The organism is Methylobacterium sp. NPDC097929 (assembly GCF_049543375.1).
Classification (GTDB): domain Bacteria; phylum Pseudomonadota; class Alphaproteobacteria; order Rhizobiales; family Beijerinckiaceae; genus Methylobacterium.
This window is the reverse complement of the sequence record NZ_JBMVEP010000001.1, coordinates 752,659-774,421: the sequence shown is the minus strand read 5'-3', so window position 1 is coordinate 774,421 and position 21,763 is coordinate 752,659. Positions and strand designations below refer to the sequence as shown.

General features: G+C 69.7%; 25 protein-coding genes. 16 read left to right on the top strand and 9 right to left on the bottom strand.

The features are described 5' to 3' along the window. Window positions 1–196: 196 nt before the first annotated feature. Both ACPCJR_RS03690 and ACPCJR_RS03685 read left to right on the top strand, forming a co-directional pair. Complete coding sequence (locus ACPCJR_RS03690) at window positions 197–1,963, top strand: ABC transporter ATP-binding protein (protein WP_331286368.1); 1,767 nt, start codon at window positions 197–199, stop codon at window positions 1,961–1,963. A 135-nt stretch (window positions 1,964–2,098) separates the two neighbouring features. Beyond that, window positions 2,099–3,139 carry a threonine aldolase family protein gene (locus ACPCJR_RS03685; RefSeq protein WP_391510632.1) on the top strand — a complete coding sequence of 347 codons (1,041 nt, stop codon included), beginning with the start codon at window positions 2,099–2,101 and terminating at the stop codon, window positions 3,137–3,139. 16 nt (window positions 3,140–3,155) lie between these two features. On the opposite strand, the gene ACPCJR_RS03680 is transcribed toward ACPCJR_RS03685, so the two are convergent. Next, a complete protein-coding gene (locus ACPCJR_RS03680) occupies window positions 3,156–3,347 on the bottom strand; it encodes a hypothetical protein (RefSeq protein ID WP_391510633.1) in 192 nt (63 codons plus the stop codon). A 390-nt stretch (window positions 3,348–3,737) separates the two neighbouring features. On the opposite strand from ACPCJR_RS03680, the gene parE reads away from it, so the two are divergent. Further along, on the top strand, window positions 3,738–5,798 hold the full coding sequence (gene parE, locus ACPCJR_RS03675; protein ID WP_391510634.1) for a DNA topoisomerase IV subunit B: 2,061 nt from the start codon (window positions 3,738–3,740) through the stop codon (window positions 5,796–5,798). Between the two features lie 104 nt (window positions 5,799–5,902). Here parE and ACPCJR_RS03670 read toward each other — a convergent pair whose 3' ends face one another. The 3 genes from ACPCJR_RS03670 to ACPCJR_RS03660 form a co-directional block, all read right to left on the bottom strand. After that, window positions 5,903–6,304 (bottom strand): type II toxin-antitoxin system VapC family toxin, encoded by a 402-nt coding sequence (locus ACPCJR_RS03670; protein ID WP_391510635.1) that lies wholly within the window; start codon window positions 6,302–6,304, stop codon window positions 5,903–5,905. Continuing rightward, a complete protein-coding gene (locus ACPCJR_RS03665; RefSeq protein ID WP_391510636.1) occupies window positions 6,301–6,576 on the bottom strand; it encodes a prevent-host-death protein in 276 nt (91 codons plus the stop codon). The genes ACPCJR_RS03670 and ACPCJR_RS03665 overlap by 4 nt, the downstream gene beginning before the upstream one ends. A 138-nt stretch (window positions 6,577–6,714) precedes the next feature. Then, a complete protein-coding gene (locus ACPCJR_RS03660) occupies window positions 6,715–7,692 on the bottom strand; it encodes an SPFH domain-containing protein (protein WP_391510637.1) in 978 nt (325 codons plus the stop codon). Window positions 7,693–7,838: 146 nt separating this feature from the next. On the opposite strand from ACPCJR_RS03660, the gene ACPCJR_RS03655 reads away from it, so the two are divergent. Next, on the top strand, window positions 7,839–9,173 hold the full coding sequence (locus tag ACPCJR_RS03655; RefSeq protein ID WP_391510638.1) for an LLM class flavin-dependent oxidoreductase: 1,335 nt from the start codon (window positions 7,839–7,841) through the stop codon (window positions 9,171–9,173). Between the two features lie 39 nt (window positions 9,174–9,212). Here ACPCJR_RS03655 and ACPCJR_RS03650 read toward each other — a convergent pair whose 3' ends face one another. Both ACPCJR_RS03650 and ACPCJR_RS03645 read right to left on the bottom strand, forming a co-directional pair. Then, entirely contained in the window at window positions 9,213–9,539 is a 327-nt protein-coding gene (locus ACPCJR_RS03650; protein ID WP_391510639.1) for a hypothetical protein, read from the bottom strand. Window positions 9,540–9,612: 73 nt separating this feature from the next. Then, on the bottom strand, window positions 9,613–10,044 hold the full coding sequence (locus tag ACPCJR_RS03645) for a hypothetical protein (protein WP_391510640.1): 432 nt from the start codon (window positions 10,042–10,044) through the stop codon (window positions 9,613–9,615). A 191-nt stretch (window positions 10,045–10,235) separates the two neighbouring features. Between ACPCJR_RS03645 and ACPCJR_RS03640 the strand changes: the two genes are divergently transcribed. The 4 genes from ACPCJR_RS03640 to ACPCJR_RS03625 all read left to right on the top strand — a co-directional run bounded on the left by ACPCJR_RS03640 (window position 10,236) and on the right by ACPCJR_RS03625 (window position 13,974). Beyond that, window positions 10,236–10,445 carry a hypothetical protein gene (locus ACPCJR_RS03640; RefSeq protein ID WP_391510641.1) on the top strand — a complete coding sequence of 70 codons (210 nt, stop codon included), beginning with the start codon at window positions 10,236–10,238 and terminating at the stop codon, window positions 10,443–10,445. Between the two features lie 18 nt (window positions 10,446–10,463). Then, window positions 10,464–10,760, top strand: a complete 297-nt coding sequence (locus tag ACPCJR_RS03635) for a hypothetical protein (protein WP_391510642.1) — start codon at window positions 10,464–10,466, stop codon at window positions 10,758–10,760. 288 nt (window positions 10,761–11,048) lie between these two features. Continuing rightward, the gene (locus ACPCJR_RS03630) at window positions 11,049–12,944 is read left to right on the top strand and encodes a tetratricopeptide repeat protein (protein WP_391511205.1); all 1,896 of its coding nucleotides are present in this window, start codon (window positions 11,049–11,051) and stop codon (window positions 12,942–12,944) included. A gap of 154 nt (window positions 12,945–13,098) precedes the next feature. Next, a complete protein-coding gene (locus tag ACPCJR_RS03625) occupies window positions 13,099–13,974 on the top strand; it encodes a 4-(cytidine 5'-diphospho)-2-C-methyl-D-erythritol kinase (protein WP_391516789.1) in 876 nt (291 codons plus the stop codon). A 21-nt stretch (window positions 13,975–13,995) separates the two neighbouring features. Here ACPCJR_RS03625 and ACPCJR_RS03620 read toward each other — a convergent pair whose 3' ends face one another. Beyond that, window positions 13,996–15,030: a polyprenyl synthetase family protein gene (locus ACPCJR_RS03620; protein ID WP_391510644.1), complete on the bottom strand. Its 1,035-nt coding sequence runs from the start codon at window positions 15,028–15,030 to the stop codon at window positions 13,996–13,998. Window positions 15,031–15,328: 298 nt separating this feature from the next. Here ACPCJR_RS03620 and ACPCJR_RS03615 point away from each other — a divergent pair, with 298 nt between their 5' ends. Together ACPCJR_RS03615 and ACPCJR_RS03610 are read left to right on the top strand one after the other, a co-directional pair. Beyond that, window positions 15,329–15,556, top strand: coding sequence for a DUF2007 domain-containing protein (locus ACPCJR_RS03615; RefSeq protein WP_391510645.1), 228 nt, complete (start codon window positions 15,329–15,331; stop codon window positions 15,554–15,556). Further along, complete coding sequence (locus ACPCJR_RS03610; RefSeq protein ID WP_391510646.1) at window positions 15,546–16,298, top strand: tRNA1(Val) (adenine(37)-N6)-methyltransferase; 753 nt, start codon at window positions 15,546–15,548, stop codon at window positions 16,296–16,298. The genes ACPCJR_RS03615 and ACPCJR_RS03610 overlap by 11 nt, the downstream gene beginning before the upstream one ends. 48 nt (window positions 16,299–16,346) lie before the next feature. Here the strand turns inward: ACPCJR_RS03610 and ACPCJR_RS03605 are convergent, their stop codons facing one another. Next, on the bottom strand, window positions 16,347–16,739 hold the full coding sequence (locus ACPCJR_RS03605) for a hypothetical protein (protein ID WP_391510647.1): 393 nt from the start codon (window positions 16,737–16,739) through the stop codon (window positions 16,347–16,349). Between the two features lie 256 nt (window positions 16,740–16,995). Between ACPCJR_RS03605 and ACPCJR_RS03600 the strand changes: the two genes are divergently transcribed. The 3 genes from ACPCJR_RS03600 (at window position 16,996) to ACPCJR_RS03590 (ending at window position 19,554) form a co-directional block, all read left to right on the top strand. Continuing rightward, complete coding sequence (locus ACPCJR_RS03600; RefSeq protein WP_391510648.1) at window positions 16,996–17,856, top strand: S49 family peptidase; 861 nt, start codon at window positions 16,996–16,998, stop codon at window positions 17,854–17,856. Window positions 17,857–18,513: 657 nt separating this feature from the next. Next, window positions 18,514–18,978 carry a DUF1348 family protein gene (locus ACPCJR_RS03595; protein ID WP_391510649.1) on the top strand — a complete coding sequence of 155 codons (465 nt, stop codon included), beginning with the start codon at window positions 18,514–18,516 and terminating at the stop codon, window positions 18,976–18,978. Window positions 18,979–18,981: 3 nt separating this feature from the next. Beyond that, window positions 18,982–19,554: a TetR/AcrR family transcriptional regulator gene (locus ACPCJR_RS03590; protein WP_391510650.1), complete on the top strand. Its 573-nt coding sequence runs from the start codon at window positions 18,982–18,984 to the stop codon at window positions 19,552–19,554. Between the two features lie 4 nt (window positions 19,555–19,558). Here ACPCJR_RS03590 and ACPCJR_RS03585 read toward each other — a convergent pair whose 3' ends face one another. Beyond that, the gene (locus ACPCJR_RS03585; RefSeq protein WP_391510651.1) at window positions 19,559–19,804 is read right to left on the bottom strand and encodes a hypothetical protein; all 246 of its coding nucleotides are present in this window, start codon (window positions 19,802–19,804) and stop codon (window positions 19,559–19,561) included. Between the two features lie 249 nt (window positions 19,805–20,053). On the opposite strand from ACPCJR_RS03585, the gene ACPCJR_RS03580 reads away from it, so the two are divergent. The 3 genes from ACPCJR_RS03580 (at window position 20,054) to ACPCJR_RS03570 (ending at window position 21,683) form a co-directional block, all read left to right on the top strand. Beyond that, on the top strand, window positions 20,054–20,212 hold the full coding sequence (locus ACPCJR_RS03580) for a hypothetical protein (protein ID WP_391510652.1): 159 nt from the start codon (window positions 20,054–20,056) through the stop codon (window positions 20,210–20,212). 84 nt (window positions 20,213–20,296) lie between these two features. Next, entirely contained in the window at window positions 20,297–21,235 is a 939-nt protein-coding gene (locus ACPCJR_RS03575; RefSeq protein ID WP_391510653.1) for a glycine--tRNA ligase subunit alpha, read from the top strand. A 4-nt stretch (window positions 21,236–21,239) separates the two neighbouring features. Beyond that, window positions 21,240–21,683 carry a DUF3828 domain-containing protein gene (locus tag ACPCJR_RS03570; RefSeq protein WP_391510654.1) on the top strand — a complete coding sequence of 148 codons (444 nt, stop codon included), beginning with the start codon at window positions 21,240–21,242 and terminating at the stop codon, window positions 21,681–21,683. Window positions 21,684–21,763 lie beyond the last annotated feature (80 nt).

Genomic DNA, 21,763 nt, shown 5'->3' with positions numbered 1-21,763 from the left:
GCGCGACGCGCTTGGAATCGTTGTGCGCCGCATCCACGCTCAAGTTCGGTTCAGCTTCGCCGCCTTACCGGGTGGAAAGCTGCATGCGCGCGAAACATAAGGCGACGCTTCGCGTTGCGGTTAACGGGTGCCTTGCGCGCCCTTCAGCCACAATCGGCGCCCAGCGGGTCTGATCGAATCGGGACTGACGATCGCGATGGAAGATCTCTGCCAATACGCCAACAGGCCGGGGGCCTTCGTCGGGCGCTATCTCAAGCGCCGGATCATCCCCCATCTGGTGATCCTGTTCGCCGTTCTCGGCGCCGTGACCTTCTCGGTCTCGACGGACTACGCCCTGAAGGGCGTGGTGGACGCCCTCGGCAAGGGGCCGAGCACCGGGCAGGTCTGGTCGGCGCTGGCCTTGCTGATCGCCTTCATCGCCGCCGACAACCTGCTCTGGCGTGTCGCGGCGCTGGTCGGCGCCTTCACCTTCGTGGGCGTGACCGGCGACATCCGTCGCGATCTCTTCCGCCACATGACGGGCCACGCCCCGTCCTTCTTCGCGGACCGCCAGCCGGGCACGCTGGCCTCGCGCATCACCGCGACCTCGAACGCGATCTTCACCGTCGAGAACATGTTCACGTTCAACGTGATGCCGCCCTGCGTCGCGGCCACGCTGTCGATCATCTACATCGGCACCGTGAACCTCACGATGGCGCTGGTTCTCGCCGGCATCTTCGCCGCGGTCGTGCTCCTGATGTTCAAGATGGCCTCGGCCGGCAAGCCGCTGCACCACGACTTCGCGGCAAAAGCCGCCAGCGTCGACGGCGAGATGGTCGATCTCGTCGGCAACATGCCGCTCGTTCGCGCCTTCTCCGCCTTCAACCGAGAGATCGTCCGCTTCGACGGCACCATCGGCTCGGAGATGCGGGCGCGCCGCTCGTCGCTGCTCTATCTCGAGAAGCTGCGCATCACCCACGCCATCCTCACCGTCATCTCGATCCTCGGCCTGCTCTATTGGTCGATCAAGATGTGGGAAGCGGGCCAAGCCACCACCGGTCAGGTCGTGCTGGTCTGCACGCTGGGCATCCGCATCCTGGCCGCGACCCGCGACCTCGCCGTGGCGCTGGTGGACGCGACCCAGCACACCGCCCGCCTCTCCGAGGCGCTGCACACCCTGCTGCAACCGCACGAACTCGTCGATCACCCCGAGGCGGAAACCCTCGTCGGCCAGACCGGCGCGGAGATGCATTTCGACCACGTGGCCTTCAGCTACCCCGATGGGCGCACCGTCTTCTCCGACTTCGATCTCCTGATCCCGCCGGGCCAGACGGTCGGCCTCGTGGGCAAGTCGGGCGGCGGCAAGTCGACCCTGTTCTCGCTGATCCAGCGCTTCTACGAGGTGCAGGGCGGCCGCATCCTGATCAACGGTCAGGACATCAACCGGGTCACGCAGGAATCGCTTCGCGAGGCGATCACGGTGGTGCCGCAGGACGTGTCGATGTTTCACCGCTCCCTGCGCGAGAACATCCGCTACGGCCGCCCCGACGCGACGGACGAGGAGGTCTGGAAGGCGGCCGAGGCGGCGCACTGCACCGACTTCATCCAGGCTCTGCCGGAAGGCTTCGACACCATCGTCGGCGACCGCGGCGTGAAGCTCTCGGGCGGCCAGCGCCAGCGCATCGCCATCGCCCGGGCGATCCTGAAGGACTCGCCGATCCTGCTCCTCGACGAGGCGACCTCGGCGCTCGATGCCGAATCCGAGGAGGCGATCCGCGCTGCTCTGGCCAACCTGATGAAGGGCCGCACGGTGATCGCCATCGCCCACCGCCTCTCGACGCTGAAGGATTTCGACCGGATCGTCGTGCTGGAGGGGGGCAAGATCGTTCAGGACGGCTCGCCAGAGAAGCTCACCCATCTCGACGGCTTCTACCGCGAGCTGATGAAGAAGGAATCGATGTCGATGTCGCTCGCCGCCGCCTGAGGGGCGCGCAACGCAGCCCCCGGCACGGAGCGGTTGCCGGGCCGCCCCACGACCGCCTAACCTTCGAAGAGTCGGGCCGGACGACCGCGATGTCGTCCGGCCCTTTCTTTTCGGTGAGCAAGTCTGGGACGCGCCGTGGCCGAGCAGCAATTCGCCAGCGACAACTATGCCGGGATCTGCCCGGAAGCCCTCTCCGCGATGCAGGCGGCCAATGCCGGCCACGCCCCGGCCTACGGCGCCGACAGCTGGACCCAGGCCGCTGCGGACGGCTTCCGGCGCCTGTTCGAGACGCCGTGCGAGGTCTTCTTCGTCTTCAACGGCACGGCGGCCAACTCACTGGCGCTCGCCTCGCTCTGCCAATCCTTCCACAGCGTGATCTGTGCCGATTCCGCGCATATCGAGACCGACGAGTGCGGCGCGCCGGAATTCTTCTCCAACGGCTCGAAGCTGCTCACCGCTTCCACGGAGGACGGCAAGCTCACCCCCGACCTCGTGCGGGCGATCGCGGGCAAGCGCAGCGATATCCATTTTCCCAAGCCGCGAGCGGTGACGCTGACCCAGGCGACGGAGACGGGGCGGGTCTACACGGTGGCGGAGATCGCGGGCATCGCCGAGACGTGCCGCTCGCTCGGCCTGCGCCTGCACATGGACGGCGCGCGCTTTGCCAATGCCTGCGCCTCGCTCGACGCCTCGCCGGCCGAGCTGACCTGGAAGGCGGGGGTCGACGTGCTCTGCTTCGGCGGCACGAAGAACGGCATGGCGGTGGGCGAGGCCGTGATCTTCTTCGATCCGCGGCTCGCGCAGGATTTCGATTACCGCTGCAAGCAGGCGGGGCAACTCGCCTCGAAGATGCGCTACCTCTCGGCGCCATGGGTCGGGATGCTGGAGAGCGGCGCTTGGTTGAGCAATGCCCGGCACGCCAACGACTGCGCCCGGCGGCTCGTCAGGGGGATCGCCGACCTGCCCGGCGTCTCGCTCGCCGCGCCGGTCGAGGCCAACGGAGTGTTCCTGAACCTGCCGCTCCCGGTGCAGGAGGGGCTGAGCGCCCGCGGTTGGCAGTTCTACGGCTTCATCGGGGGAGCGGCCCGCTTCATGTTCGCCTGGGATTCCGACCCGGCCCGGGTCGATGCGCTGGCGCGCGACATCCGCCTCTGCGCCCTGCCCGCGGCGGCGTGAGGACGCCGCCTTCCGCTCAGACGAGATAGGTGATGGTGGCGGCGAGCGCCGTCGCCACCGTGGCGATGGCGAAGCTCGACGAGGAGAGCAGCATGGAGGAACGAGCGCTTGCCGGCTCCTGCTCCTCGGCATAACCGAAGGCCTGACCGGCGGCCTGTTCCAGACGCAGGAGCGAGGTGTGACGCGCTTGGGCGGCAGCGGGGGTCATCGGCGTGGCTCCCTACGGTCAAGCTGGGCTTGCGAATTCAACGTCCGGCGGTCGGTGTTTGTTCCCGTCGCCACCCTCGGCTGCCTCCCATCAACGTTCTGCCTTCCGCGAGCGGATGCTAGGGAAGCGGCGGCCGCGGATGATCGTGGCACGGGATCGTGACAGACGCTTAACCATCCGCCCGCATCACTGGAGCGGGTTCGACGGCAAGTCTGACGCCGTGGCCGGGCCCGAGCGTGAGTGCGGACCGAGCGCGAACGCGACCGGCATGCGCGAGCGCTGCGACCGGCGGAAGCGGACAGGAGGCTTTTTGTTTCCTGTTTGTTCTAGTACAACGAGGGTATGAAGAGCCATGCAGCCCGCCTCCGACCCGATTCGAGGAGCCGTCGCGTGAGCGATCCGGCACGCGACCTGTTTGGACCCGGTGCCAAGCCGCCGGCCGCGGAGGCCGAGCGGCGGCGACGCCTGACGCCCGTGGCGGCGGCGCAGCCGGCACCCGCGCCGGAGCCGGCGGAGGCCGGTTACGACGCCTCGGCGATCGAGGTGCTGGAGGGGCTGGAACCGGTGCGGCGCCGGCCCGGCATGTATATCGGCGGCACCGACGAACGGGCGCTGCACCACCTCTTCGCTGAGGTGATCGACAACTCCATGGACGAGGCGGTCGCCGGCCACGCGAGCTTCATCGAAGTGGAGCTGGAGGAATCGGGCAGCCTCGTCGTGACCGATAACGGCCGCGGCATCCCGGTCGATCCGCACCCGAAATTTCCGGGCAAGTCCGCGCTCGAGGTCATCATGACCACGCTGCACGCGGGCGGCAAGTTCGACTCCAAGGTCTACGAGACCTCCGGCGGCCTGCACGGCGTCGGCATCTCGGTCGTCAACGCGCTCTCCGACGTGCTGGAGGTCGAGGTCGCCCGCAACCAAACCCTCTATCGCCAGACCTTCTCGCGCGGCCACGCGCAGGGTGCGCTGGAGACGATCGGGCGGGTGCAGAACCGCCGCGGCACGCGGGTGCGCTTCCACCCCGACGCGCAGATCTTCGGCTCGCTGAAGTTCGATCCGCGCCGCCTGTTCAAGATGGCCCGCTCCAAGGCCTACCTTTTCGGCGGCGTCGAGATCCGCTGGCGCTGCGCGCCCAGTCTGCTCGAAGGGCTCGACGATGTGCCGGCCGAGGCCGTGCACCGCTTCCCCGGCGGCCTCTCGGACTATCTCGCCCGGGACATCGAGGGGAAGGAGCTCGTCCTCGACACGATCTTCTCGGGCAAGGTGACGAAGCCCGGCTCGCACGGCTCGCTCGAATGGGCCGTGGCCTGGACGGTCGCCGATGACGGCGTCTCGCATTCCTACTGCAACACGATCCCGACGCCGGAGGGCGGCACCCACGAATCCGGCCTGCGCGTCGCCCTGCTCCGGGCCCTGCGCGAGCATGCCGAGCGCGTGAACCAGGCCAAGCGCATGAATGCGGTGACCACCGACGACGTGATGGCGACCTGCGCCTCGATGCTCTCGGTCTTCATCCGCGAGCCGGAATTCCAGGGTCAGACGAAGGACAAGCTCGCGACGGTCGAGGCCTCCCGCATCGTCGAGACGGCGGTGCGCGACGCTTTCGACCACTGGCTCGCCGCCTCGCCCGCCCAGGCCAACAAGCTGCTCGACTGGGTGATCGACCGGGCCGAGGAGCGCCTGCGCCGCCGCCAGGAGAAGGAGGTCGCCCGCAAGTCGGCCACCCGCAAGCTGCGCCTGCCCGGCAAGCTCGCCGATTGCTCGGCCGCCGGGACCGCGGGCTCGGAGATCTTCATCGTCGAGGGCGACTCGGCCGGCGGCTCGGCCAAGCAGGCCCGCGACCGGGCCACGCAAGCGGTTCTGCCGCTGCGGGGAAAAATCCTGAACGTGGCCTCGGCCAGCCGCGACAAGCTCGGGGCCAACCAACTCATCTCGGACCTGACGCTGGCGCTCGGCTGCGGCACCGGCGCCAATTTCCGCGAAGGGGATCTTCGCTACGACCGGGTCATTATCATGACCGACGCGGACGTGGACGGCGCCCACATCGCCTCGCTCCTCATCACCTTCTTCTACCGGCAGATGCCCCGGCTCATCGACAAGGGGCACCTCTACCTCGCGATCCCGCCGCTCTACCGGATCAGCCAGGGTGCGAAATCGGCCTATGCCCGCGACGACGCGGACAAGGAGCGGGTCATCAAGACCGTGTTCAAGAACGGCAAGGTCGAGATCGGCCGCTTCAAGGGCCTCGGCGAGATGATGCCGGCGCAGCTCAAGGAGACGACGATGGACCCGAAGAAGCGCACGCTCCTGCGCGTCGCCATCCTCGACGAGGCGCGGGAATCGACCGGCGACACGGTGGAGCGCCTGATGGGCAACAAGCCCGAGGCGCGCTTCGCGTTCATCACCGAACGGGCAGCGTTCGCGGATGGGACGGAGTTGGATATCTGAACCGCTTCGGCATCACGGCGGACAGGACGGGCCGCCGCAACTTCTGCGCGGTGCGGTCCGGTTGCCACGGGCATGGTGCTGACCCGGGCGAGACGCTCGTCTGATCAGCCCGGCGCGTCCGAGCAGGTGAGGAGCGTGACGGGATAGCGCGGCATGTTGCGATCTTCGGACACGAGCGTGGCGCCTTCCGCGATGGCTTGGGCGATGAGCAGGTGATCGAACGGATCGCGGTGGTCCGTCAGTCGCTGAAGACCGGCCAGCGTTGTGAGGTGAGCCGGATCGATCGGCAGGATCGCGAAGCCCTGCTGATCGATTGCCTGCACGATCGCATCGATCTCGGCATCGAGCTTCCCGATCCGGACCTTGACGACGATCTCCCAGAGCGAGACGGCACTGGCCAGAACGGTGTTGTGTCGATCCGCGATCAGGGCGCGCGCCCGCTCTTCCAGTCGCGGGTCGTCGCTCAGCCACCAGAGAAGGGCGTGCGTATCGAGGAGGAGCCTCACTCCGCCTCCCCTTCCATCGCCGCGAGCAGATCGGACGGGAGCGTGTCGAAGTCGGGCGCCATGCGGATCTTGCCGCGCAAGGCACCCGGCTGGCGGCCGAAGACGAACGGCGCTGCGGGCGGACGAAGCTCGGCGAGGATCTCATCACGGGACATGATGAGGAACGACTGTCCCTCCCGAACCTGGCGCAGGTAGCCGGCCATGTTGCCGCGGAACTCGCGCACGCCGAGCCGCCGCGGTTCCGCTGCATCGCCCGCCTTCGGTTCGCTCATTGCGGCCCCCTGGAATCTCTAGTGTACGCGAAGTGTGTACACGAACGACGCGCAGAAAGATAACGAGGCGTAGAAAGACCAGGGGCTCGGATCGCCGGTCGCCGCGGGCGGAAACCTCCTGCCTCGTTGAGGCGCGCCTCACCCCTTCCCCACGCTCACCACCGGCGTCGCCTCGCGGTCGCCCACGATCATGATCAGCATGTTCTGCGCCATGCTCGCCCGCCCCTGATCGTCGAAGGCGATGCCGGGGCGGCCGTTCTCAGGCTGCTCCAGGCGGGCGATCGTGTCGCGCACGATGGCGACCGCGCCCTCCACGATCTGGCGACGGGCCGCGATGATGGCGCCGGCCTGCTGGCGTTTGAGCATCGCGCCCGCGATCTCCGGCGCGTAGGCGAGATGGGTGATCCGCACGTCCTCGACCACCACGCCCGCCACCGCGACGCGCTGGCCCAGTTCCGCGATCAGGTCACCGTGGATCGCGTCCCGGTCGGCCCGGAGCGAGGCGACGCGGGTGGCCTTCTCCGCGAGCCGGCGCTTGGCGTCGCCCGCCTCGTCGCCGACGTTTTCCGCCTCCTCGTGGTCGTAGGGCCGGGTCGAGGCGATGTTGCGCAGCGCCGCCTCCGCCTGGAGCGAGACGAAGTCGTGGTAGCTGCCGACGTCGAAGGTGGCGCGCGCCGCGTCCTGCACCCGCCAGATCGCGGCCGCCGCGATGGTGATCGGGTTGCCCATCAGGTCGTTGACCGTGATAATCTTGGTCTCCTGCGCCTCCGTCGCCAGCGAGACCTTGGCCACGGCCGTGAGCGGGTTGCGCCACCAGAAGCCGTCGCGGGCGATGGTGCCATGATAGCGCCCGAACAGGGTCAGCACGGCGGCCTGCCGGGGCTTCAGGGTGAGAAGACCGGCGAGCAGGACGATGCCGGAGACGAGCGCCACCGCCGCCACGGCCAGGAAGGCGGGGCCGGCGCTGCCGCGGCCGAGCACCAGCACGCCGCCGCCGAGGAAGGTGAGAGCGCCCAGGCCGAGGCAGGGCACCGCGATGAGGAGTGCCAGCCAGCCGTTGAGCCCCCGATAGGGCACGTCCCGCGTCGCCCGCGCCTCCTCTGCTGGTCCCGCCATGCCGTCTCTCCCGTAAGGCCGTGATCGCACGGATGTTGTGCGGGAGGGGGGCCGTCGGGCGCAAGCAGTGCGGGCCGGCGGTTGTGCCGGGCATGAGGCGCGCGGCATACCGAGGCTTCGAGCGACCGCATCGCCTGGAGAGCCTCGTGAGCGAGCCCCGCAAGCAACTCCATCTGGGTGCCTTCATGCGCCCGATCGGCATCCACACCGCGTGGTGGCGCTACCCCGGCGGCTTCCCCGACGCGAACTTCAACCTCGACCACCTCGTGCGCTTCGCCCGCAAGCTGGAGGCGGGGAAGTTCGACGCCTTCTTCATGGCTGACCATCTGGCGGTGATGAACATGCCGATGGAGGCGCTGAAGCGCTCGGCCACGGTCACCTCCTTCGACCCGCTCACCCTGCTGCCGGCGCTGGCCATGGTGACGGAGCGCATCGGGCTGATCGCGACCGCCTCGACCACCTACAACGAGCCCTACCACGTCGCCCGCAAGTTCGCCTCGCTCGACCACATTTCGAAGGGCCGCGCGGGCTGGAACCTCGTCACCTCCGGCAACCCGGATGAGGCCCTGAATTTCGGCCGCGACGCGCATCTCGACCACGCCACCCGCTACGCCCGCGCCCGCGAGTTCTTCGAGGTCGTCACCGGCCTGTGGGACTCGTGGGCGGACGATGCCTTCCTGCGGGACGCCGAGAACGGGTTGTTCTTCGATCCGGCCAAGCTGCACACCCTCGACCACAAGGGCGCGTTCCTGAAGGTGAAGGGCCCGCTCAACGTGGCGCGGCCGGTTCAGGGCTGGCCGGTGATCGTGCAGGCGGGCGCCTCGGATGCGGGGCGACAGATCGCGGCCGAGACCGCCGAGGTGGTGTTCGGCTCGGCTTCCTCGCTCGCCGCCGGCCAGGCCTTCTACGCCGACGTGAAGGGCCGGATGCTGGCGGCGGGCCGCAAGCCGGACGCCCTCAAGATCCTGCCCGGCGCCTTCGTCGTGGTCGGCGGGACGGAAGCGGAAGCCAGGGAAAAGCGGGCGCGGCTCGACGCGCTGGTTCCGGTGGAGAGCGGGCTCGCCAACCTCTCGGTGCGGCTCGGCGCCGACGCCTCTCGCTTCGACCTCGACGCGCCGCTGCCCGAGATTCCGGAATCGAACGCCAGCCGGAGCGCGCAGGCCCAGATCGTCGACTATGCCCGCCGCACGGGCGCCAGCGTGCGCGACCTCGCCCGCCGCGTCGGCGGCTATGGCGGCCTCAGCTTCGTCGGCACGCCGGAGCAGATCGCCGACGGAATGCAGGAATGGCTGGAAGGGGAGGCCTGCGACGGCTTCAACATCATGTTCCCCTTCGTGCCCGAGGGAATCGACGATGTCGTGGACGGCGTCGTTCCCAAATTGCAGCGCCGCGGCCTGTTCCGCACGGAGTACGAGGGCACGACCCTGCGCGATCATCTCGGGCTGGCGCGGCCGGCTAACCGCTTCTTCGACGATACCTGAGGGATGCGCCCGACGCTGGAGCGGCGCCGGGCGGCAAGGTCACGAGCGCCGGTTCGTCAGCCCGAAAAGCGCGAAGCCCGCGAGACCGGCGAGCCCGAGGACGAGCAGGCGGTTGCTGCCCAGCGTGTCGGCGGCGGCCCAGCCCGTGCTCTTGGCACTCTCGACGAAGGCGCGGCCCCGCAGGATGCGCTCGGCCCGCCTCCGGTTCGCTTCCCGGGTCGGCAGATGGACGATGAAGGTGTCGCCTTCGCGGTCGATATCGATGCTGTTGCGGGCGAACCCCGCCCGGACGAGGCGCTGCTTGGCGGCACGGGCGGCTTCGAGGCTGGTGAAGTCGGCTTCGACGCCGACAGTCTCGTGGGACATGTTTCCTCCTCGACGGATACGGTAAGCGGGAGGAGCAATCCGGCCCCGCCCCTCACGGTTCCGTGAGAGAGGTTCAGGCCGCCTCCCCCGCCTCGCAGGCATCCACCCGCACGGCGCCGTCGGCGGTCAGGGAGCAGATCACCTCGGTGCCGTCGCCCAGCGCGAAGGCATGGAACAGACGCCGCTCCAGTTCTTCCAAGCCCTCGCCCGGAAGATCCGCGATCTCGTCACGCGCACGCTCTTCGAGAGCCGGAACAACACCGCTTCTCTCGGCGATTTCCTGCGCGGACTGCGTGAGAACGACCTCGAAAGACATCGTCGCCTCCTTGCAAAACTCTTGGTGAATGTCCGGATGACACGGTGGTCCGATGGCCGCGAAGACAGGACCGCCATGCGACTTTTTTGGGGCAGCCTGTCCTTGCCGGGAAAAACCGCTGTCTCTGCCGTGATTTAGGGCTGTGTATCGCGGATGGCCGAGCCCACCGCGATCGGCGGAGTCGGTCATCGGCGCTCCGATATCGCCAGGCTGGCCGGTCTTCTGCGACGCATCCGCGCGCGGCGGTTTGATCGTTCCGACCCGTGGCCGCTGCGGTCTACGCTTCCTACGCCGGCCCGCCGCGCGCAGGGGCTCGATGAGGCAGGAACCCCGTCGGGACGTTGCCAAGGTCCTGATCCCGGCGGAGAGGTGCCGATCTCATGAACCCCATTCTCGTCGTTGCCCTGGTCTGCGCGTCCACCGTGCAGCAGCCCGACTGCTCACGGGAAACCGCGCTCGATGTCATCATCGGGCCGGCCCACACCCTTCAGGAATGCCTGATCCAGGGGCCGGTGCTGGCGGCCAGCGCGGGCCATTCCGATGCCAACACCTACGTGAAGACCCGCTGCGAGCAGCGGAAGCAGCGGTAGGCGATGGCGGAGGCATCGATGGCTGAGAACGGGACGGTCGATCCGGCCCGCGCCGCCGAGGTGCGGCTGCGCGCCCGCCTTGCGGTGGTGGAACGGGCGGCGTGGTTCGGCTTCGTCGAGGCGATGCGCGCCCGGCCCGACGCGACCGCGGCCTTCATCGACTCCGAGCGGGTGCGCTGCCGCGAGGGCTTCGGTTCCGGCGCCTGGGCCAAGGACCTGACGACGGCGGAGCGGGCGCTCCTCGGGGCGGAGGTCGATGCCGGCCTCGCGCAACTCGTCGAGGACGCGCGAGCGGAGATCGGCGAGGGCGGATGAATCTGTCGCACGAAATGCCCGCCGCGCCATCGGCGCGGGAGCAAGGGTAGCCCGTGACGGACGTTTCGTAAGGCGCTCCGAGCCCGAAAAGAGGGCTCCGGGCGGGCACCGTCCTGGCCTCTCGGACGGGGGCGCACCAGGGCATTTTGCGGCATCCCGGGCGCCATCCTTTCGCCTTGCGGTCATGGCGGGAAGAGTCCAGTGTCCCCCGCCAAACCGGACCCGGCCGAAGAAGCCCCCTGCAGGAGCCTCTCGCGCCGGACCCGCAAGGAGCCGCGACTGGTGCCCATGTCTGGATACGCCGCCCGCCGGAGCGCCGCCGCGCTCGCCCTGCTGCTCTCGTCGACCGGTCTCGGCATCCTGCCGGCGGCGGCCATGCAGCCGCGGGAATCCTCGCCAATCTCCGAATACGAGCCGGCGGAGTCGCTCGAGGGCAACTTCCTCTCCGCCTATATCGCGGGCGCCTCGAAGGACACCGCGGCCGCGGCGAGCTTCTACCGCGAGGCGGTGAAGGGCGATCCGCGCAACGCCGAGCTTCTGGAGCGCGCCTTCGTCTCGCTGCTCGCCGACGGCGCCATGACCGACGCCTTCCGCGCCGCCGAGCGGCTGGCCACCCGCGAGAGCACGAACGGCCTCGCCCATCTCGCCCTCGGCGTGCGCCAGCTCAAGGCCGGCCAGTACGCCGCCGCCCGCCAGAGCTTCGGCCGCAGCGGACGGGGGGCTGCCGGCGATCTCACCGCCACCCTGCTCACCGCCTGGGCCTATGCCGGCGCGGGCGACGGCAAGCGGGCCAACGAGACGCTGAACCGCCTGCGGGGCGAGCGCTACTTCAACGTCTTCCGCGACTACCATGCCGGGCTGATCGCCTCCGTCGTCGGCGACCGGGCGGAGGCCGAGCGCAAGCTGAAGGCGGCCTACGACGCCGACCGCAACACCCTGCGCATCGTCGACGGCTACGCCCGCTTCGAGGCCGGCATCGGACGGACCGATCTGGCCATCGACGCCTACAGCGAGTTCGAGAAGGTGATGCCGCGCCACCCGCTGGTGGTGGACGCTCTCGACAAGCTCAAGGCCGGCAAGCCGCTCTCGCCGCTGGTCTCCTCGGCCCAGGAGGGCGCCGCGGAGGTGCTCTACGGGCTCGGCTCGGCAGGCTCCACCCAGGGCGACGAGCTGCCGGCGGTGGTCTACATGCGGCTCGCCCTCTACCTTGCGCCCGAGCACGCCGTGGGCCGGCTGACGCTCGCCGACACGCTCGACCGCATGAAGCAGACCGAGCGGTCGAACGAGGCCTATGCGCAGATCCCGGCCAACTCGCCGCTCAAGCTCAACGCCGACATCCAGATCGGGCTGAACCTCGAACAGATGGGCCGGGGCGACGAGGCGCTTCAGCACCTCGACACCGTACTCAAGGCCAATCCCGACAACATCGACGTGATCTCGGCGCTCGGCAACGTGCAGCGCGCGCGCAAGAAGTTCACCGAGGCGGCCGAGACCTATACCCGCGCCATCAACCTGATCGGGCCGGGCCGGGAGGCCAATCACTGGACGCTGTTCTACTTCCGCGGCACCGCCTACGAGCGGGCCGGCGAGTGGCAGAAGGCCGAGACCGATCTGAAGAAGGCGCTCGCCCTCGTGCCGCCGACCCAGCCGAACGCCAAGGCGCAGGTGCTCAACTACCTTGCCTATTCCTGGGTCGACCGGAACATGAACATCGACGAGAGCTTCACGATGCTGAAGCAGGCCGTCGATCTCTCGCCCCGCGACGGCATGATCATCGACAGCCTCGGCTGGGCCTATTTCCGCCTCGGCCGCTGGGACGACGCGGTGCGCGAGCTGGAGAAGGCGGTCGAGCTGAAGCCCGGCGATCCGACCATCAACGATCATCTCGGCGACGCTTACTGGCGCACCGGCCGGCGGCTCGAGGGCAAGTTCCAGTGGCAGCACGCCAAGGATCTGAACCCCGAGCCCGAGGAGCTGACCAAGATCAACGCCAAGCTCAAGGACGGCCTGCCCGAGCCGGACAAGCCGACGGCCACCGCCGAGAACCCGCCCGCCCAGGACCCGGCGCAGGCGGTGCCGGCTCCCGTGGCGGCCCCGCACAACCCGCAGAACCCCGAATTGCCGAAGGGTGCTCCCGCCCCCGGCGACGCGCCGGGTTCCGCGGACAAGAAGCCCGGGAACTGAGATCGACCGCGTCAGCGAGCCGTTTCACCTCCGCTCCTTAAACTGAGGCACCGCGCCGTCGCTCTGGCGGGCGGGTCGGTGAGGCGCCTTGCCCGCTCCGATCCGGGCCCCTATGGCAGGGCGCGACCCCTGCCCTTTTCGGCCGAGAGCCCCCGTGTCCCGCCTCACCACCCGCGCTCCGGCCAAGATCAACCTGACGCTGCACGTGCTCGGCCGGCGGCCGGGCGACGGCTACCATGCGCTGGAGAGTCTCGTCGCCTTCGCCGAGGTGGCCGACACGCTCGAACTCGTGCCGGGGGAGGATCTGACCCTGGAGGTCGCCGGCCCCACGGCCGGCCCGGCGGGCCCGCTCGACGACAACCTCGTCCTGCGCGCCGCCCGCCACCTCGCCGCGGCCGTGCCTGGACTGAGACAGGGCGCCTTCCGCCTGCACAAGCAGCTGCCGGTCGCGGCCGGGATCGGCGGCGGTTCGTCCGACGCGGCCGCCGCGCTGCGGCTGCTCGCGGAAGGAAACGGGCTCTCCCTCGATCACCCGGCGCTGATCGCGGCGGCGCGGGCCACCGGCGCGGACGTGCCGGTCTGCCTCGATCCGCGGGCGCGGATGATGCGCGGCGCGGGTGAGGAGATCGGGCCGGTGCTCGACCTTGCGCCCCTGCCGGCGGTGCTGGTCAATCCCGGCGTGCCGGTCGCGACGGCGCCGGTCTTCAAGGCGCTCGGCCTCGCGGTCGGCCAGCGGCTCGACGGGGCCGCGCATCCATCGATCGGCGTCGGCCTCGATGCGGAGGCCGTGCTCGGCGCGATCGCCCCCGCCCGCAACGATCTGGAGGCCCCGGCCCTCACCGTCGCCCCCGTGATCGGCGAGGCGCTGACGCGGCTGCGGGCACAGGGCGGGTGCCGGCTGGCGCGGATGTCGGGCTCCGGCGCGACCGTCTTCGCGATCTTTTCGGACGACGCGGCGGCGCAGGGTGCCGCCGAAGCGATCCGCACGGCGCAGCCGGGTTGGTGGGTCGAGCCGACGCGCCTCGCCTGAGGATGGCCGTCGAGGGGCGCGTCAGTGCGCCCGGGCGACGCAGAAATCGACCACCTGCAGCAGCGCGGCCTTCATCGGCCCGCTCGGGAACGGGGCCAGCGCCGCGCGGGCCTGATCGCCGTAATGGCGGGCGCGCTCGATCGTGTCGTCCAGGGCGCGGTGGCGGCGCAGGATCGCCAGCGCCTGCTGAAGGTCGCCCTCCCCCAGATCCTCCCGTTCGAGGGTGCGGCGCCAGAAGGCCCGTTCCTCGTCCGTGCCGCGGCGGAGTGCCAGCACGATCGGCAGGGTGATCTTACCCTCGCGAAAATCGTCGCCGACGTTCTTGCCCAGCGAGGCGCTGGTACCGCCGTAATCGAGCACGTCGTCGATGAGCTGGAAGGCGATGCCGAGATTCATGCCGTAGGCGCGGCAGGCGGCCTGTTCCGCGTCCGGCCGCTGGCTCAGAACGGGGCCGACCTCGCAGGCCGCCGCGAACAGCTCCGCGGTCTTGCCGCGGATCACGGCGAGATACTCGTCCTCGCTGGTCTCGATGTTCTTGGCGGCGGTGAGCTGCATCACCTCGCCCTCGGCGATCACGGTGGCGGCCGCCGAGAGGATGTCGAGGGCGCGCAGGGAGCCGACCTCGACCATCATGCGGAAGGCTTGGCCCAGCAGAAAGTCGCCGACGAGCACGCTCGCCTCGTTGCCCCACTTGATGCGGGCGGCCACGCGCCCGCGGCGCATGTCGCTCTCGTCCACCACGTCGTCGTGCAGCAGCGTGGCGGTGTGCATAAACTCGACCGCGGCAGCGAGCTTCACGGCGCCGTCCGCCCGCGGATCGTCCGCGCCGTAGCCGCACAGGTCGGCGCAGGCCAGCGTCAGGATCGGGCGCAAGCGCTTGCCGCCCGAGGCGATCAGGTGATTGGCGACCTCGGGGATCATCGCCACGTCGGAGCCCGTACGCGACAGGATGGTCGCGTTCACCCCCTCCATTCCGGCCGCGACGAGGCCGACGAGATCGGTGAGGCTGGCCTCCGGATCGGAGCGGCCCTCATCGAGGGAAACGACGACGCCCAAACGCGATGCCTCCGGAAAACCCACTGCCGGCGCCCTGCCGGAACCCCTGCCCCGCGGCTGCCCCTGTCGCACGGGGCCGGGCGCACTGCAACACGTGCCCGTGACGCACGGCTGCACGAAGGCGTGCATGGTTCCGGACCACCCTGCGTCGAAGCGGAGCGGCGACATACGGGAAAGAACGCGCAGGGACAGGGACTTGGCCTCCCGAGGGACTCGGCCTCCTGCCCGATTGCATCGCGATCGCGTCTGGCTCTAGGAGCGGAAGGCCGCGCATTCGGCTGGATGGGGACATGGCGCCGTGACGGAACTGATCCGCAGCAACGACATCGTCCTGATCGGCTTCGCCCGCTCGCTGTTGGAGGAGGCGCAGATTCCGCTCCTCGTGGCCGACGAGCATATGAGCCTGATGGAGGGCTCGATCGGCATGTTCGGGCGCCGCCTGCTGGTGCCCGACGACCACGCGCGGCAGGCCCGGCGCATCCTCGTGGATGCGGGGCTGGCCGCCGAACTGCGCGATGAGCGCTGAGCCGGACCTCTTTCTCGGCGGACGCCTGCGCCTGCGCCAGCCGGCCCGCGGCGCGCACCGCGCCGGCACCGACGCGGTGCTGCTCGCCCGATGGCTGGCTCCGAACCCCGGCGAGACGATCTACGACCTCGGCGCCGCCACGGGGGCGGTCGGGCTCGCGGTGGCGCGCATCGCGGACGATTGCCGCGTGGTGCTGGTGGAGCGCGAGGCGGCGCTCGCGGCCCTGGCCCGGGAGAACGCCCGCGAGAACGGCCTGGACGACCGCGTCCGCGTCGTCGAGGCGGACCTGTTGGCGCCGGGGACGCAGCGCCGGGCGGCAGGCCTCGAGTCCGGCGCCGCCGACGCGGTTCTGACCAACCCGCCCTTCTTCGAGGCGGGCGGCCACCGCCCCTCCCCCGTCCCGGAGAAGGCCTCGGCGCATACCTTCGCGGACGGTGGGCTCGACGGCTGGCTGAGAACCTGCGCCGACCTGCTGCGCCCGGGCGGGCGGCTCGGACTGATCCATCGGGCGGATGCCCTGCCCGCCTGCCTCGAAGCCCTGCATGGGCGCTTCGGAGATTGTGCCGTCCGCCCCGTCCACGCGCGGTCCGACCGCCCGGCGATCCGCATCCTGATCGCGGCGGTGAAGGGCAGCCGGGCCCCGCTGCGCCTGCTGCCGCCCCTGGTGCTTCAGGACGAAGCGGGGCGCTTCACCCCGGAAGCCGAGGCGCTGCACCGGGGCGAGCCCTGGCCGCCGTCATGAAAAAGAGCGCCCGGCCGGGCGCCCTCTCGAAAGCGGCTGTTCTGCGCCTCAGTACCAGGGGCGGTAGAAGTGCGGGCGGTGATGGTAGCGCACACCCCAGTAGGGACGGTGATGGTAGTAACGCGGCCGCCAGTAGGCCCGGCGATAATAGGGGCGCGGACGCCAGTACGCGCGGCGGTAATAGGGCCTGGGCCCCCAGTAGGCGCGACGGTAATAGGGACGCGGCCGCCAATAGGCGCGGCGATAATAATGGCGCGGGCGCCAGTAGGCCCGGCGGTAGTAGCGCCGGCCGTACCAGCCGACCGGGTTGATCAGGGGCGTCTCGGCGGCAGCCCCCGAGAGGGGCGCGACGGGCAGCGGGGCGGCGTTCGCCGTGGCGTTCAGGCCGGCGAGACCGCCGAGCATCCCGAACGCCAGGATGAGCAGACGTAGGACACGCATCGGGCAGAGATTCCTTCCGTTCCGTCCGGTTCGTTCCGGGCCGCGCGGACGGTCCACGACCTCGCCGGGCCGGGACGAGGCCCGGGCATGGCCGAGAGCAACGTCGCGCGGCCAAGTTCGGTTCGCCCCCGGCGCGACTTCGTGAACGTTCCGGCGGCCTCGGGCGGCGATGGATCGGCCGGCCCCCTCCTGCTAACGGGGGCGGACCCTCGCGCACGACTCCGCGCCCACGCCCTGCGCATCCCGAGACGCCGCCATGCCGCTTGCCCTCCCGAACTGGATGCGCGCCCTCCTGCCCCGCCGCTTCCGAAAGGAGGTTGCGCGCGTGTCGGTGGTGCGCCTGAGCGGGGCCATCGGCGCCGTCTCGCCGATCCGGCCGGGGCTCTCGATGAGTACGGTGGCACCGAGCCTGGAACGGGCGTTTTCCGTGCCCGACCTCTCGGCGGTGGCCCTCGTCATCAACTCGCCCGGCGGCTCGCCGGTGCAGTCCCACCTGATCTACCGGCGCATCCGGGCGCTCGCGGCGGAGAAGAACGTCAAGGTCTTCGCCTTCGTGGAGGATGCCGCGGCCTCGGGCGGCTACATGATCGCCTGCGCCGCCGACGAGATCGTCGCCGATCCCGCCTCGCTCGTCGGTTCCATCGGCGTGGTCTCGGCGGGCTTCGGCTTCGATCGGCTGATCGAGCGCATCGGCGTCGAGCGGCGCGTCCACACCCAGGGCGAGGCCAAGGCGATGCTCGATCCCTTCCGCCCCGAGAACCCGCAGGACATCGTGCGACTGAAGGAGATCCAGGCCGACGTGCAGGCGCTGTTCACCGGACTGGTGCGCGAGCGCCGGCCGTCGCTGGATGGCAGCCGCGACCTCTTCACCGGCGCGGTCTGGACCGGGCGGCAGGCGGTCGAACTCGGCCTCGTCGATGCGTTGGGCGACCTGCGCAGCACCCTGCGCGCCCGCTACGGCGACACGGTCGAACTGCGTCTCGTGGCCGAGGCCCACGGCTCGTGGATCGCCCGCCTGCTGCGCCGGGCCGGCCCGGGCCAGACGGCGACCGAGCTTCCCGATGCGCTGATCGCGGCGGTGGAGGAGCGCGCCGCCTGGGCGCGGCTCGGGTTGTAGGCGGGGCCGCCAGACTTCGAAGCCGCCTCTGCCTGATGCGAAGGCGGGTCGCGAACGGTCACCGTCTCGAACTCGGACTTTGGGCTAGCTTCGTTCCAAAGTAACAACGATAGCAAAATGAAAGCGGCGCGTGCAGCTGGGGCCGCAACGCGCCGTAAGTCGGTTCCTGGTCTCAGAATGGAACTGAATAGTGCATACCTGATGTGGGTGTTGCTCGCCGTGTCGTGCTTGCAACAATGCACACGACAACGCTGTCATTGGGGTGTCATACTATAGGATTTGTCATTTCGACTTGACGGCCTGCAAAGTGCGATCTTCGACTGGTTCGATCGACGGGGTCTTCGCCAGAGCAATCGAAGAACTCCGGCCTCGCGCAGTCGAAGCCTATGCGTCGAACGGGGATCCTCTCGCGCCGGCAGCGGAACAATCATCCGACCCCAGGCGAGAAAAGGCGGCGACCACGGTCCGCGATACGCTGGTCGAACCGCGGATCGTGGCGCCGAGAGGCCGCGCACCACATTGATCCCACCTTTGCGCGTCGTCCGAAGCATCACGCGCCCGATCGATTGGCTGCGCACCGCGCTGCCCCTTGTCGACGCCTGAATTCTCCTGTACCGATCGGTCCTGAGTTTACCGAACGGTACAGAAAGGCTCGCGATGTCCCGTCCTCCCTTCCCGCCCTTCACCGCCGAGACCGCCGCGCAGAAGGCGCGCATGGCCGAGGATGCCTGGAACAGCCGCGACCCGGAGCGCGTCGCGCAGGCCTACACGCCGGACAGCCTCTGGCGGAATCGGGCCGAGTTCATCCGCGGCCGCGAGGAGATCGCCGCCTTCCTGCGGCGCAAATGGGCGCGGGAACTGGAGTATCGCCTGATCAAGGAGGTCTGGGCGCATCGGGACGACCGGATCGCCGTGCGCTTCGCCTACGAGTGGCGCGACGACAGCGGACAATGGTTCCGCTCCTACGGCAACGAGAACTGGGAGTTCGACGAGGCGGGCCTGATGCGCCACCGGCTCGCCTCCATCAACGATCTGCCCATCGCCGAGTCCGAGCGGAAGTACCATTGGCCGCTCGGCCGGCGCCCCGACGACCATCCGTCCTTGAGCGATCTGGGCCTCTGAGGCGTGGCGCGCAGCGTCGCCGAGCGCTCGGACCTGCTGCCGTTGCTCGCGGAGGTGTTTCGCGAGCACGGTTACGAGGGCGCGAGCCTCGCGCTGATCTCGAAGGCGACGGGGCTCGGCAAGGGCAGCCTCTACCACTTCTTCCCGGGGGGGAAGGCGGAGATGGCGCGGGCCGTGCTCGTCGAGATCGACGGCTGGTTCGAGGCCAACGTCTTCGCCCCTCTTCGCGCGGCGGAGGATCCGGTCGGAGCGGTGGCGGCCATGTTCGGAACCGTGAGCGACTATTTCCGCTCCGGCCGCCGGGTCTGCCTCGTCGGCGCGCTCAGCCTCAGCGACGCCCGCGACCTCTTCGCGGGCGCCCTGCGGGACTACTTCGCCCGCTGGGTCGAGGCGCTGGCGCAGGCCCTGGCGCGGGCCGGCCACGCGCCCGATACGGCCGGTCCGCTCGCCGAGGAGATCGTAGGGGGAATCCAGGGGGCCGTGGTGCTGGCCCGGGCGCTCGACCGCCCCGAAGCGTTCGAGCGGATTGTCACGGGCCTGCGGGCGCGAAGTCTCGCGCTCCCGCGTTCGAGCTGACGCCTCAGCGGGCGCAGCCGGCCGGAGCGGCGGCGTAGCCGCTATAGACCACGCGGACCTTGCGGGTGCAGCTCTCGGGGGTGGCCAGCGCGGCGACCGGGGCAACCTCGACCGGCGCGACCGCGAGGGTCTTCTCCACCGTCTCGCTTCCGTCCGAGGTGGCCAGAGCGTTGGAGGCGCCCATCACGAGCGGCGTGGCGGCGAGCGAGGCCGCGACGAGGGCGGCGAAAACAGTCAATCCCTTGCGCATGATCTTTCGAACCATCGTATCCGCCCGCCCTGACGGCGAAGCGTGGCTGTTCATTTGCCGTATTAACTTGGCAGAAACCTTTGCCGTTCCCCCTGTCGGGCCTCGAGGTGCAAAAAGATGTGTCGGCGCGCACGAAGCGCGGCGGGACGGGCGAATGCGCGCCCCGGCCTCGCAACCGCAGGGCGGCGCCCCATATAGGAGACACCCTCCGCGCAATCCCGTGCTTTGGGCGACCTTGCGGAGGCCGATATGGCTCACTCTCCCGAAAAAGGGGGCGCCCGCCCCGTGTCCTCCTCGGACTTCAACGATCGCGTAAAGCAGTTGCTGGCCGCCAAGCCGGAAACGGCGATCGTGCCGAAGGAGCGCAAGGAGCGCCGCACCTTCAACCGGTCCGCCCCCCGGACCTGACCCGGGCGGGCGGGGTGTCCGCTTGACACCCTGCCGCCCGCTCTTAAACGGTCCGGCCTCCCCTTCCCTGCCGTCGGACCTTTCATGCCGAGCGACGCCGACCTCTCGCCCACACGCTCGTTCCAGGGCCTGATCCTGACCCTGCAGCGCTTCTGGGCTGCCCGGGGCTGCGTGATCCTCCAGCCCTACGACATGGAGGTCGGCGCCGGCACCTTCCATCCGGCCACCACCCTGCGGGCGCTCGGCCCCAAGCCCTGGAAGGCCGCCTACGTGCAGCCCTCGCGGCGCCCGAAGGATGGGCGCTACGGCGAGAATCCGAACCGGCTGCAGCACTACTACCAGTTCCAGGTCATCCTGAAGCCGAACCCGCCCAATCTCCAGGAACTCTACCTCGCCTCGCTGGAGGCCATCGGCGTCGATCTCAAGCTCCACGACATCCGCTTCGTCGAGGACGATTGGGAAAGCCCGACGCTCGGCGCCTGGGGTCTCGGCTGGGAGTGCTGGTGCGACGGGATGGAGGTGAGCCAGTTCACCTACTTCCAACAGGTCGCGGGCTTCGAATGCGCACCGGTCGCCGGGGAACTGACCTACGGGCTGGAGCGGCTGGCCATGTACGTGCAGGGCGTCGAGAACGTCTACGACCTGAACTTCAACGGCGGCGAGGGCGACGAGAAGGTCACCTACGGCGACGTCTTCCTTCAGGCCGAGCAGGAATATTCGCGCCACAACTTTGAGGCCGCCGACACGGCGATGCTGTTTCGCCACTTCGCCGATGCGGAGAAGGCCTGCCGCCTCTACCTCGAGGCCGGCGCGCCGGAGAGCGAAGGGGGCCGCCACCGGATCGTGCAGCCGGCCTACGACCAGTGCATCAAGGCGAGCCACGTCTTCAACCTGCTCGACGCCCGCGGCGTGATCTCGGTCACCGAGCGTCAGAGCTACATCCTGCGGGTGCGCGAACTGGCCAAGGCCTGCGGTGCGGCTTGGCTCAGGACGGAGGCCGGCGGCCACGCCGTCGCGGCCTGAGGCGATGCGCCGCCGCACCCTCCTCGCCGGAGCACTCGGGCTCGTCGCGGGCCCCGCACTCGGGCAGCCGGCGGCCGATCCGGTCGAGACGGTGCGGGCCTTCTACGCGGCCGACGACATCAACGCCGTCCGCTTCTACGCCCGAAACCTGCGCGGGCTCTACGAGCGGGATCGGCGCGAGTCGAAGGGCGAGGTCGGCCGCCTGGGCTTCGCCTTCCACGTCAACGGGCAGGACACCGAACCGGGCTGGGCCAAGTCCCTGCGGCTCACCGCCCTCTCCAGCGAGGGGGATCGGGCCGAGGTGCAGGCGCGGTTCCGCAACGGCGGTCCGCAGGACTTGCGCTACAGCCTCCTGCGCGAGGCCGGCGCCTGGAAGATCGCGAATGTCCGCTCGCTGAACGGCGAGCGCTGGGATCTGATCGAGATCCTCTCCGCCCCGCTGCCGTGAGCCGAGGGCGCCGCCGGGCGGGCGCCGTCATCGAAGCGACATTCGAGAGGGGTAGCGCCCCGCCTTTCGATGGCTGATCC

Bases quoted from the DNA above. Each gene is read 5' to 3' on its own strand.
- ACPCJR_RS03690 (WP_331286368.1), top strand. From the start codon at position 197: ATGGAAGATCTCTGCCAATACGCCAACAGGCCGGGGGCCTTCGTCGGG.
- ACPCJR_RS03680 (WP_391510633.1), bottom strand. From the start codon at position 3,347: ATGACCCCCGCTGCCGCCCAAGCGCGTCACACCTCGCTCCTGCGTCTG.
- ACPCJR_RS03665 (WP_391510636.1), bottom strand. From the start codon at position 6,576: ATGAGCGAACCGAAGGCGGGCGATGCAGCGGAACCGCGGCGGCTCGGC.
- ACPCJR_RS03660 (WP_391510637.1), bottom strand. From the start codon at position 7,692: ATGGCGGGACCAGCAGAGGAGGCGCGGGCGACGCGGGACGTGCCCTAT.
- ACPCJR_RS03650 (WP_391510639.1), bottom strand. From the start codon at position 9,539: ATGTCCCACGAGACTGTCGGCGTCGAAGCCGACTTCACCAGCCTCGAA.
- ACPCJR_RS03645 (WP_391510640.1), bottom strand. From the start codon at position 10,044: ATGACCGACTCCGCCGATCGCGGTGGGCTCGGCCATCCGCGATACACA.
- ACPCJR_RS03640 (WP_391510641.1), top strand. From the start codon at position 10,236: ATGAACCCCATTCTCGTCGTTGCCCTGGTCTGCGCGTCCACCGTGCAG.
- ACPCJR_RS03635 (WP_391510642.1), top strand. From the start codon at position 10,464: ATGGCTGAGAACGGGACGGTCGATCCGGCCCGCGCCGCCGAGGTGCGG.
- ACPCJR_RS03630 (WP_391511205.1), top strand. From the start codon at position 11,049: ATGTCTGGATACGCCGCCCGCCGGAGCGCCGCCGCGCTCGCCCTGCTG.
- ACPCJR_RS03610 (WP_391510646.1), top strand. From the start codon at position 15,546: ATGAGCGCTGAGCCGGACCTCTTTCTCGGCGGACGCCTGCGCCTGCGC.
- ACPCJR_RS03605 (WP_391510647.1), bottom strand. From the start codon at position 16,739: ATGCGTGTCCTACGTCTGCTCATCCTGGCGTTCGGGATGCTCGGCGGT.
- ACPCJR_RS03600 (WP_391510648.1), top strand. From the start codon at position 16,996: ATGCCGCTTGCCCTCCCGAACTGGATGCGCGCCCTCCTGCCCCGCCGC.
- ACPCJR_RS03595 (WP_391510649.1), top strand. From the start codon at position 18,514: ATGTCCCGTCCTCCCTTCCCGCCCTTCACCGCCGAGACCGCCGCGCAG.
- ACPCJR_RS03585 (WP_391510651.1), bottom strand. From the start codon at position 19,804: ATGCGCAAGGGATTGACTGTTTTCGCCGCCCTCGTCGCGGCCTCGCTC.
- ACPCJR_RS03580 (WP_391510652.1), top strand. From the start codon at position 20,054: ATGGCTCACTCTCCCGAAAAAGGGGGCGCCCGCCCCGTGTCCTCCTCG.
- ACPCJR_RS03575 (WP_391510653.1), top strand. From the start codon at position 20,297: ATGCCGAGCGACGCCGACCTCTCGCCCACACGCTCGTTCCAGGGCCTG.
- ACPCJR_RS03570 (WP_391510654.1), top strand. From the start codon at position 21,240: ATGCGCCGCCGCACCCTCCTCGCCGGAGCACTCGGGCTCGTCGCGGGC.